At 69.5% G+C, this 9,606-nt stretch carries 12 protein-coding genes; 4 read left to right on the top strand and 8 right to left on the bottom strand.

Annotation, left to right across the window (positions count from 1 at the left end; translation table 11 throughout):
* Nucleotides 1-354: 354 nt before the first annotated feature.
* Nucleotides 355-996: a DNA-3-methyladenine glycosylase gene (locus ACFVJX_RS34160; protein WP_384136138.1), complete on the bottom strand. Its 642-nt coding sequence runs from the start codon at nt 994-996 to the stop codon at nt 355-357.
* 73 nt (nt 997-1,069) lie between these two features.
* Between ACFVJX_RS34160 and ACFVJX_RS34155 the strand changes: the two genes are divergently transcribed.
* The 3 genes from ACFVJX_RS34155 (at nt 1,070) to ACFVJX_RS34145 (ending at nt 3,103) form a co-directional block, all read left to right on the top strand.
* Nucleotides 1,070-1,852 (top strand): sporulation protein, encoded by a 783-nt coding sequence (locus ACFVJX_RS34155; protein WP_384136140.1) that lies wholly within the window; start codon nt 1,070-1,072, stop codon nt 1,850-1,852.
* A 58-nt stretch (nt 1,853-1,910) separates the two neighbouring features.
* Nucleotides 1,911-2,441 (top strand): YbhB/YbcL family Raf kinase inhibitor-like protein, encoded by a 531-nt coding sequence (locus tag ACFVJX_RS34150; protein ID WP_384136141.1) that lies wholly within the window; start codon nt 1,911-1,913, stop codon nt 2,439-2,441.
* Nucleotides 2,442-2,596: 155 nt separating this feature from the next.
* Complete coding sequence (locus tag ACFVJX_RS34145; RefSeq protein ID WP_384136143.1) at nt 2,597-3,103, top strand: HNH endonuclease; 507 nt, start codon at nt 2,597-2,599, stop codon at nt 3,101-3,103.
* A 61-nt stretch (nt 3,104-3,164) separates the two neighbouring features.
* Here ACFVJX_RS34145 and ACFVJX_RS34140 read toward each other — a convergent pair whose 3' ends face one another.
* The 4 genes from ACFVJX_RS34140 to ACFVJX_RS34125 all read right to left on the bottom strand — a co-directional run bounded on the left by ACFVJX_RS34140 (nt 3,165) and on the right by ACFVJX_RS34125 (nt 6,369).
* The gene (locus ACFVJX_RS34140; protein ID WP_384136144.1) at nt 3,165-3,932 is read right to left on the bottom strand and encodes a sulfite exporter TauE/SafE family protein; all 768 of its coding nucleotides are present in this window, start codon (nt 3,930-3,932) and stop codon (nt 3,165-3,167) included.
* 62 nt (nt 3,933-3,994) lie between these two features.
* Nucleotides 3,995-4,936, bottom strand: coding sequence for an SPFH domain-containing protein (locus ACFVJX_RS34135; protein WP_384136147.1), 942 nt, complete (start codon nt 4,934-4,936; stop codon nt 3,995-3,997).
* A gap of 126 nt (nt 4,937-5,062) precedes the next feature.
* Entirely contained in the window at nt 5,063-5,488 is a 426-nt protein-coding gene (locus ACFVJX_RS34130; RefSeq protein ID WP_384136182.1) for an NfeD family protein, read from the bottom strand.
* A gap of 83 nt (nt 5,489-5,571) precedes the next feature.
* Nucleotides 5,572-6,369, bottom strand: coding sequence for an ABC transporter ATP-binding protein (locus ACFVJX_RS34125; RefSeq protein ID WP_384136149.1), 798 nt, complete (start codon nt 6,367-6,369; stop codon nt 5,572-5,574).
* Nucleotides 6,370-6,547: 178 nt separating this feature from the next.
* Between ACFVJX_RS34125 and ACFVJX_RS34120 the strand changes: the two genes are divergently transcribed.
* Nucleotides 6,548-7,327: a hypothetical protein gene (locus tag ACFVJX_RS34120; RefSeq protein WP_384136151.1), complete on the top strand. Its 780-nt coding sequence runs from the start codon at nt 6,548-6,550 to the stop codon at nt 7,325-7,327.
* Between the two features lie 83 nt (nt 7,328-7,410).
* Here ACFVJX_RS34120 and ACFVJX_RS34115 read toward each other — a convergent pair whose 3' ends face one another.
* The 3 genes from ACFVJX_RS34115 to ACFVJX_RS34105 form a co-directional block, all read right to left on the bottom strand.
* Nucleotides 7,411-7,662 carry a chaplin family protein gene (locus ACFVJX_RS34115; RefSeq protein ID WP_384136153.1) on the bottom strand — a complete coding sequence of 84 codons (252 nt, stop codon included), beginning with the start codon at nt 7,660-7,662 and terminating at the stop codon, nt 7,411-7,413.
* A gap of 112 nt (nt 7,663-7,774) precedes the next feature.
* Nucleotides 7,775-8,419: a response regulator gene (locus ACFVJX_RS34110; RefSeq protein WP_384136155.1), complete on the bottom strand. Its 645-nt coding sequence runs from the start codon at nt 8,417-8,419 to the stop codon at nt 7,775-7,777.
* Nucleotides 8,412-9,557 (bottom strand): GAF domain-containing sensor histidine kinase, encoded by a 1,146-nt coding sequence (locus ACFVJX_RS34105; protein ID WP_384136157.1) that lies wholly within the window; start codon nt 9,555-9,557, stop codon nt 8,412-8,414. The genes ACFVJX_RS34110 and ACFVJX_RS34105 overlap by 8 nt, the downstream gene beginning before the upstream one ends.
* Nucleotides 9,558-9,606: the final 49 nt, after the last annotated feature.

Here is a 9,606-nt window from a genome sequence, read left to right as displayed (position 1 = left end):
CTCACCCTCTCGGGCTTTCCTCCGGGCGCTTCCCTTCGGTCTTGCGTTTCCGACTCTATCAGACTCTTTCGTGTCCGATTCCCGGTCGAAGCGGGATTCTGCTGGATTGCTTTCGAGGAATTCGCTTTCGCGGTTTCCCTTTCGGCGTGTTCACTACTTTAGCCGATTTCCCCGGTGACTCATAATCGAGTCATTGACTCGAATTTCGGCATGCCGAAATTCGCCCCGGTTGGGGTGTGTCGTAGGTAGTGGTTGGCCGCTTCGAGTGGCCCGGCGTGAGGTCCGATGGACCAAACCGTTGGCTGTACCCGTGTCAAGCGGCTCGGACTACATTAGGTGCCCCGCATGGGCGAGTCAAGTTGACCTACGGCGGGGCACGTGGGCGCGGTACGGACTGACCGTCGGGTCTCCCTCGACCCAGAATCGCCACGGGTGGACGGCCCCGTCACCTCCCACTCCGGTACGGGGACCGCTGCGCACCTGGTCGCGAGGGGGCGGGGTGCCGTGCAGTACGGAGAGGACGGCACCCGGGTGAGCGATGGCGTCCGTGCCGTCGAGTGCGCGGTCCACATCGAGGGCCGTCGCCAGACGGGCCGGTCCTTTGGCCAGTTCTCGGTCATTACGGGCCGAGAGTCGACGTTTACGGGTGAGGTCGGCGCCCCTACGGATGTCGCCGGCTCTCAGGAGCACCCCGCTCGCCATGCCCTCCGGGCCGCACACCAGGTTCAGGCAGTGCCACATCCCGTAGGTGAAGTAGACGTACGCGTGGCCGGGCGGTCCGAACATCACGTCGTTGCGCCGGGTCCGTCCGCGGAAGGCATGTGATCCGGGGTCGATCTCTCCCGCGTACGCCTCCACCTCGGTGAGACGCAGTTCGATCGGACCGTCCGGTGTGCTGCGGACCAGTGTCCGGCCCAGTAGGTCCGGTGCCACGTCCAGTACGGGGCGGTCGAAGAAGTCCCGCGTCAGCGGCTTGCGGTCCTGGCCCTCGATCATGAGGTCCGAGGCTACCGGGAACCGACTACGGTCATGGCGCGTATGTAGGGGTCAGGACCAAGGAGGAGTAAACATGGGCTTCAAGCGGCTGCTCGCGAGCATGGGTGCCGGCGGTGCTTCGGTCGAGACGGAACTGACCGAGCTCAACGTCGTACCGGGCGGCATCGTCCAGGGTGAGGTGCGGGTCCAGGGCGGATCCGTGGACCAGCAGATCCAGGGGCTCTCCGTCGGCCTGCAGGCACGGGTCGAGGTCGAGGGCCAGGACCAGGAGACCAAGCAGGACATCGAGTTCACCAAGCTGCGCCTCGGCGGCGCTCTCGAGGTGCGGGCCGGTGCGGTGCACGTAGTGCCGTTCGGACTCGAGATCCCCTGGGAGACGCCGATCACCATGTTCGCGGGCCAGCACCTGCACGGCATGAACATCGGTGTGACCACGGAGCTCGACATCGCCCGCGCGCTGGACTCCGGAGACCTCGACCCCATCAACGTGCACCCGCTGCCCGCGCAGCAGGCCATCCTGGACGCCTTCGGACAGCTGGGCTTCGGCTTCCGCAGCGCGGACATGGAGCGCGGTCACGTCCGCGGCACACGGCAGCAGCTGCCCTTCTACCAGGAGATCGAGTTCTTCCCGCCGTCGCAGTACCGCGGGCTGAACCAGGTCGAGCTGACGTTCGTCGCGGACGACCGCGAGATGGACGTCGTACTGGAGATGGACAAGAAGGCGGGGCTCTTCAGTGAGGGCAGCGACTCCTACCGCTCGTTCAAGGTGGGTCTGCACGACTTCCAGGGGACGGACTGGGCCGCGTACCTCAACCAGTGGCTCGCCCAGGTCGGCGGTCAGCGCAACTGGCTCTAGGGTCGGTGGGGAGACCCGCTGATCCGCGAACCGGAACCGCTACAGGAAAGGTGCTGACGTGACCGAGCCGAAGAGGGCGCCGCTGCCGCACGACTTCCATCCCGAGGTCCCCTCGTTCACAGTGGTGAGCGATGACCTCGCGCCGGGGGCCGTGCTTGCGGACGCACAGGTACAGGCGGCGGGGAACACCTCGCCGCAGCTGCGGTGGGAGGGGTTCCCGTCGGGGACGAAGAGTTTCGCCGTGACGTGCTTCGATCCGGATGCCCCCACGGGCAGCGGGTTCTGGCACTGGGTGCTCTTCGACATCCCGGCGTCGGTCACGCGGCTGCCGGCGGGTGCGGGCAGCGGGACGTTCGAGGGGCTGCCCACGGGCGCCGTGCACGCCCGCAACGACTACGGGTCGAAGGAGTTCGGCGGTGCCGCGCCGCCGGCCGGTGAGAACCACCGGTACGTGTTCACCGTGTACGCGGTGGACAGCGAGAGGCTCGGCCCGGACAGCGACGCGTCGCCCGCCGTCGTCGGGTTCAATCTGCGCTTCCACACGCTGGGCCGCGCCCAGCTGATCGGTGAGTACGCCGAACCGGCCTGACGCCCGCGAAGTCGACGGTTCCCCCCTGTTTGCCCTGCCCCGGTCCTGGAGAGATCAGGGCAGGGCACTTTTTATTGCGTTGTCCATTGCGGCCTGCCCGGCCAGAGTTGATCCGGGCCTGCCAGGCGGCGGGCGGCACACGGGAGGTGGGCGGGATGCGGGACACGCTGGTGCTGAATGCGAGCTTCGAGCCGCTGTCGACGGTGACGCTGAATCGTGCGGTCGTGCTGATCCTGCAGGACAAGGCCGTTGTCGAGCAGTCGCATCCCGGCCTCCGTATGCGGGGTGCCGCCGTGGACATTCCGGTGCCCCGGGTGATCAGGCTCTGCAGGTACGTACGGGTGCCGTTCCGAAGACAGGCCCCGTGGTCCAGAAGGGGTGTGCTGATAAGGGACCAGCACCGGTGCGCGTACTGCGGGCGGCGGGCGAGCACCGTCGACCACGTGGTGCCGCGCGCCCAGGGGGGTCAGGACACCTGGCTGAACACGGTGGCCTCCTGTGCCGAGGACAACCACCGCAAAGCGGCCCGTACGCCGGAGCAGGCGGGGATGCCGCTGTTGCGGCAGCCGTTCGTACCGTCTCCTGCGGACGCGATGCTGCTGGCGCTGGGGGCCACGGACAGATCGGCGCTGCCGGAGTGGCTGGCGCAGTCCGCGGCGTAGCCGTCGTACGACCTGTGCCGTAGTCGAGGCCCGTCTCCGTGCGGAGGCGGGCCTGCGTGCGTCAGCGGAGCAGCAGTTGGACGATGGCGACCGTGCCGACGGTGACGATGAGCGCGCGCAGGATGACGGGGCTCAGCCGGCGTCCGACCTTGGCGCCGATCTGTCCGCCGAGTGCCGAGCCGACCGCGATCAGTACGACGGCGGTCCAGTCGAAGTCGGCGACGAAGAGGAAGAAGAGCGCGGCGATGCTGTTGACGACGGCGGCCAGTACGTTCTTCACGGCGTTGAGGCGCTGCATGGTGTCGTCGAGCAGCATGCCCATCAGGGAGAGGTAGATGATCCCCTGGGCCGCGGTGAAGTAGCCGCCGTAGACGCTGGCGAGCATCAGGCCGACGAAGAGCAGCGGGCCGCCGTCGGGGCGGGCCGCTGTGCCGGTGTGTTCGCGACGGCGCTGGACCGCTTTGCTGATGCGTGGTTGCAGGATGACCAGGACGAGGGCCAGGGCCACCAGGATCGGGACGATGGTCTCGAAGGCCGTGGAGGGCAGCGCCAGCAGCAGGGTGGCACCGGTCAGGCCGCCGACGAGGGCGCCGACGGCCAGCTTGAGGACGCGTGGGCGCTGTCCTTCGAGCTCCTTGCGGTAGCCGATCGCGCCGCTGATGGAGCCGGGGATGAGGCCGAGCGCGTTGGAGACGGTGGCGGTGACCGGGGGCAGACCGGTGGCGAGCAGCACGGGGAAGGTGATCAGTGTGCCCGAGCCGACGATGGTGTTGATCGTGCCCGCGCTGATACCTGCTGCGAAGACGGCGAGCATCTCCCAGATGGTCATCCCCAACCCCCCGTGCGTGATCGGTGTTCAGTGCACTGATCATGCACGAGGGGGTGTACACGTCAGTCGACGGGGGGTTGCTCCCGGCGCTCCTTGCCGGTGTCGCCGGTGTTGAAGCCGGGCATGCCGCCGGTGCCGAGGTTCCCGAAGGCGCCGCTGAGGCCCTTGAGTGCGTCGCCGATCTCGCTGGGCACGATCCAGAGCTTGTTGGCGTCGCCCTCGGCGATCTTCGGCAGCATCTGGAGGTACTGGTACGAGAGGAGCTTCTGGTCCGGGTCGCCGGCGTGGATGGACTCGAAGACCGTACGGATCGCCTGGGCCTCGCCCTCGGCGCGCAGGGCGGCGGCCTTGGCCTCACCCTCGGCGCGCAGGATCGCGGACTGCTTCTCGCCCTCCGCGGTGAGGATCGCGGACTGGCGCGTTCCTTCGGCCTGGAGGATCGCGGCGCGCTTGTCACGGTCGGCGCGCATCTGCTTCTCCATCGAGTCCTGGATGGAGGTGGGCGGCTCGATCGCCTTCAGCTCGACGCGGTTGACGCGGATGCCCCACTTGCCGGTGGCCTCGTCGAGGACTCCGCGCAGGGCGGCGTTGATCTCCTCGCGGGAGGTCAGCGTCCGCTCCAGGTCCATGCCACCGATGATGTTCCGGAGCGTGGTGACGGTGAGCTGCTCGATCGCCTGGATGTAGCTGGCCACTTCGTACGTCGCCGCCCGGGCGTCGGTCACCTGGTAGTAGATGACCGTGTCGATGTTGACGACAAGGTTGTCCTGGGTGATCACCGGCTGCGGTGGGAAGGGCACGACCTGTTCACGGAGGTCGATCCGGTTCCGGATGGAGTCGATGAACGGGACGACGATGTTCAGGCCTGCGTTGAGGGTGCGGGTGTACCGGCCGAAACGCTCCACGATAGCGGCGCTGGCCTGTGGGATGACCTGGATCGTCTTGATCAGAGCGATGAAGACGAGCACCACCAGAATGATCAGGACGATGATGATCGGTTGCATCGTTTTCCTCGTGCCCTTCGGTTGCCGACGGATCGCGATGATCGAGGTCGAGATCGTATGAGGCCGGTTCTCATGATGATCGACTTCGAGTCTGACAGAACGGGCGCTGCAGTGTGGGCTGTTCGGTCACATGACGACGGCTGTGGCCCCGTCGATGTCGACGACATCGACCTGTTGGCCCGGTTCGTAGGCGAGTTCGGCGTCGAGGGCGCGCGCCGACCAGATCTCGCCGGCCAGCTTGATCCGCCCGCCGTCGCCGGTGACCCGTTCCAGCACGACGGCCTGACGGCCCTTCAACGCGTCTATGCCGGTGGCGAGATGGGGCCGCTCCGTGCGATGCCGGTTGGCGAGCGGACGGACCACGGCGATCAGCGCGACCGAGACGACGACGAAGACCAGGACCTGGGCGACGATTCCGCCGCCGAGTGCCGCGACGACCGCTGCGGCAACCGCCCCGACGGCGAACATGCCGAACTCCGGCATCGCGGTCAGGACGAGGGGGATGCCCAGTCCCACCGCGCCGATCAGCCACCACACCCATGCGTCGATGATGTCCACGTGGTCATCGTAGGACCGCGAGTGCCTTCGCCGACAGGGCGCGGTGGCCCGATACCCGCGCGAAGGGCCGACGGGCCCTAGCCGAGGGGCAGTCCGCGGGCGGTGTAGCGGTCGCCCTGGTGCTCGACGACCAGTGGCAGGCCGAAGCAGAGGGAGAGGTTCCGGGAGCTGAGCTCGGTCTCCATGGGGCCCGCGGCGAGCACCTTGCCCTGACGGATCATCAGGACATGGGTGAAGCCGGGCGCGATCTCCTCGACATGGTGGGTGACCATGATCATGGAGGGGGCGTACGGGTCGCGGGCCAGCCGGCCGAGGCGGCGGACGAGGTCCTCGCGGCCGCCGAGGTCGAGACCGGCGGCGGGCTCGTCGAGGAGCAGCAGTTCGGGGTCGGTCATCATCGCGCGGGCGATGAGTGTGCGCTTGCGCTCGCCCTCGGAGAGGGTGCCGAACTTGCGCTCGAGGTAGTCGGTCATGCCGAGCCGGTCGAGGAAGGCGCGGGCCCGGTCCTCGTCGACGGCGTCGTAGTTCTCGTTCCAGGTGGCGGTCATGCCGTAGGCGGCGGTGAGCACCGTCTGAAGGACCGTCTGGCGCTTGGGCAGCTTCTCCGCCATGGCGACGCCCGCGATCCCGATGCGGGGGCGCAGGTCGAAGACGTCGGTGCCGACGCCGCCGAGCTGCTCGCCGAGGACCGTGGCCGTGCCCTTGCTCGGGAAGAGGTAGCTGGACGCGACGTTGAGGAGGGTGGTCTTGCCGGCGCCGTTGGGGCCGAGGATGACCCAGCGCTCCCCCTCCTTGACCGACCAGGAGACGTCGTCCACCAGAGCGCGTCCGTCGCGGACCACGGATACGTCCACCAGCTCCAGTACATCGCTCATGAGCGCGTTGTCTCCCCATGCAGTTTCGTGATCGTCGCGTGCCTGTGGGCACAGCTCCCAGGGAAAACCTACGCCACCGTGCGAGCGCTTCAGGCGCTGGGCCCGTCGTCGCACGGTTGTCGCAAGGTCTCCCGCCTCTCCCAGGGGCTGTCCGGCGGACAGCCCCTAGGCTGTTGCCATGCTTTCGGAACCACGCTCAGGGCTGCTGGCCGCTTGGGGCAACGCGCTGCTGGCCGGACTCGTCTCGCCGGACGACGCGGCGCTCGCCATTGTCGGGGAGGACGCGGTGCACCGCGTCGAGGGGCTGCCGGGCGAGGCGGGGCCGGTCGGTCTCACGCTCGCCCTGGGGCGGCTGCGGGGACTCGGGGTGACCGGTTTCCGGGTCGCGCTGCCGGCCCCCGGACATCCGCTGGGGCTCAGCGGCCCGGCGGAGTTCAATGCCAGGGCGCTGGAGGCGGAGGAGGCGGTGGTGACCTACGGCGCGCCGTTCGGGCTGGTGCCCGATGTGCGCGAGTCGGGGCCGGCCGGGGATCTCCACATCGCCGTGGCCTGGCACTGCCTGGGCGTGCGGGATGCGCCGCCGGCCGATGTTCCGTCGCTGGGTGAGGCGGAGCGGGAGCTCGCCGAGGCGCTTCGGGATGCGACGGAGGTGCTGTCGCGGCTTGACGTGGCCGGGTCCGGGCCGGTGGCCGAGGCGGCCGTGGACGCGTACCGGGCGCGGGCGGAGCGGGGGCGCGAGGTACTCGCCCCGGGGTACCCGCCGCGGGCGGTACGGGTGCTGGAGCTGGCGCAACGGGTGGGGCTGCTGATCTCGGTGGCGTACGAGAACGGGCACGGCGGAGCGGTCAGCGCGTCGGAGATGGCGGCGCGGGGGGATGCCTTGCGGCCGGTGGAGCGGGTGGCCCGGCGGGCGCAGGTTGCCGCGTACAACGCGTATGTGGAGGAGCGGGCCCGGTAGGGAGCTGCCCTGAAACGGGCCCGAAAACGACCGGGCGGGCCCGGTGGGGCCCGCCCGGTCGTTTCGCAGCTGTGTGCGTGGCGTCAGCCGTTCAGGCCGAAGTTGCCGAACGCCGGGTTGAGCAGGCCGATCACGTTGACGGTGTTGCCGACCACGTTCACCGGTACGTGGACCGGGACCTGGACGACGTTGCCGCTGGCCACGCCCGGGGAGTGGGCCGCGACACCGCTGGCGCCCGCGCCGCTGTGGCCGGTCGCGGAGGCCGCGCCGGCGCCGGCGGCGATGATGCCACCCGCGATCATGGTGACGGCAGCGGCCTTCTTCAGGTTCTTCACTTCAGGATCCTCCTAGCGTCGCTGCGGCCAGCCGCCGCAGCACGCCATGGAGAACGCCCCTCCGCCGAAGAGGATGCGGTGTTCGAAATACGTACACCCGACAGTATGAATCTCAGCCCGCCGCCCCGTGGCGAACGGCCCAGAGCGCGGCCTGGGTGCGGTCCGAGAGGTCCAGCTTCATAAGGATGTTCGAGACGTGCGTCTTGACGGTCTTCTCGGAGAGGACCAGCGCCCGCGCGATCTCCCGGTTGGAACGGCCGTCGGCGATCAGGCCCAGCACCTCCCGTTCCCGTTCCGTGAGGGTGCTCCCCCGGCCCGTACCGCTGCCCGGTTCGTCCTGGGCCAGCAGCGCGCCCGCCACCTCGGGCTGGAGCAGGACGTGCCCCGCGTACACCGAGCGGATGGCGCCGGCCAGCGCGTCCGGGTCGACGTCCTTGTACACGTAGCCCGAGGCGCCGGCCCGCAGGGCGGGCACGACGGTGCGCTGTTCGGTGAAGCTGGTGACGATCAGCACCTTGGCCGGGTTCTCCAGCTCCCGGAGCCTGCGCAGCGCCTCTATACCGTCGGTGCCCGGCATCTTGATGTCCATCAGCACCACGTCGGGACGGAGCTCCTCGGTCCTGGCCACCCCTTCGGCGCCGTCGGAGGCCTCGCCGACGACCTCTATGTCCTCCTGGATCTCCAGGAACGTACGCAGACCGCGGCGGACCACCTGGTGGTCGTCGACCAGCAGCACCCTGATGATCCTGTCAGCCACCGGGTACCTCCATCTCGATCGTGGTGCCCTTGCCGGGCGCCGATTCAACGGTGAGTCTCCCGCCGACACCGCTCGCGCGGTCCCGCATCGAGACCAGGCCCAGGTGCCGTCCCGCCCGCCGGGTGGCCGCCGGTTCGAAGCCGCGGCCGTCGTCGGTGATCCGCAGCGCGGTTCCGGCGCCGCGGCGGGCCAGGGTGACGTCCACGTGCGCGGCCCCGGAGTGGCGCAGCGCGTTGTGCAGGGCCTCCTGGGAGACCCGGAGCAGCGCCTCCTCCTGGGCGGCGGGCAGCGCCCTGACACCCAGGCTCTCGAAGGTGACCCGGGCCGTGTGGGCCCGGTCCAGGACCTGGATCTGGGTACGGAGGGTGGCGATCAGTCCGTCCTCGTCGAGTGCCGCTGGGCGCAGTTCGACGACGGCGGCGCGCAGCTCGTCCACCGCCTCCGCGGCCAGCGCGGCGACCTGCTGGAGCTCCCCCTTGGCGCGGGCGGGGTCGCGGTCGACCAGGGTGGCGGCGGCCTGGGCGGTGAGCCGCAGGGAGAACAGCTTCTGGCTGACCGCGTCGTGCAGTTCGTGGGCGAGGCGGGAGCGCTCCTCGGCGATGGTGAGCTCGCGGCTGCGCTCGTACAGCCGGGCGTTGGTGAGGGCGATCGCCGCGTGCTGGGCGAGGATCGCCAGCAGTTCCTCGTCATCGGCGGTGAATCCGCAGCTGCCCTCGGGCTTGGGGCAGCGCTTGTTGGCGAGGAAGAGGGCCCCGATGACCTCGTCGCCGTCCCTGATGGGCAGGCCGAGGAAGTCGGACATGTCCGGGTGGGCGGCGGGCCAGCCCTCGAAGCGCGGGTCCTTGCGGACGTCGGCCAGCCGCTCGGCCTTCGCCTCGTGCAGCATCGCCGCGAGAATGCCGTGCTGCCGGGGCAGCGGCCCGATGGCCTTCCACTGCTCGTCGCTGACGCCGTCGACGACGAACTGGGCGAAGCCGCCGTGGTCGTCCGGGACCCCGAGCGCCGCGTACTCGGCGTCGAGCAGCTCACGGGCCGAGGCGACGATCGTCTTCAGGACGTCCCGCATTTCCAGGTGCCGGCTCATGGCGAGCAGCGCCGCGCTCACCGCTGCGAGGCCCGACCGGGGGCGATGGGTCATGGCCCTCACCGTACCGGCGGGCCCCCGGAGCCGTATCGGCCTGTGGGCG

Source organism: Streptomyces sp. NPDC127177 (assembly GCF_042672475.1).
GTDB lineage: Bacteria > Actinomycetota > Actinomycetes > Streptomycetales > Streptomycetaceae > Streptomyces.
This window is presented reverse-complemented; position numbering and strand designations above follow the sequence as displayed.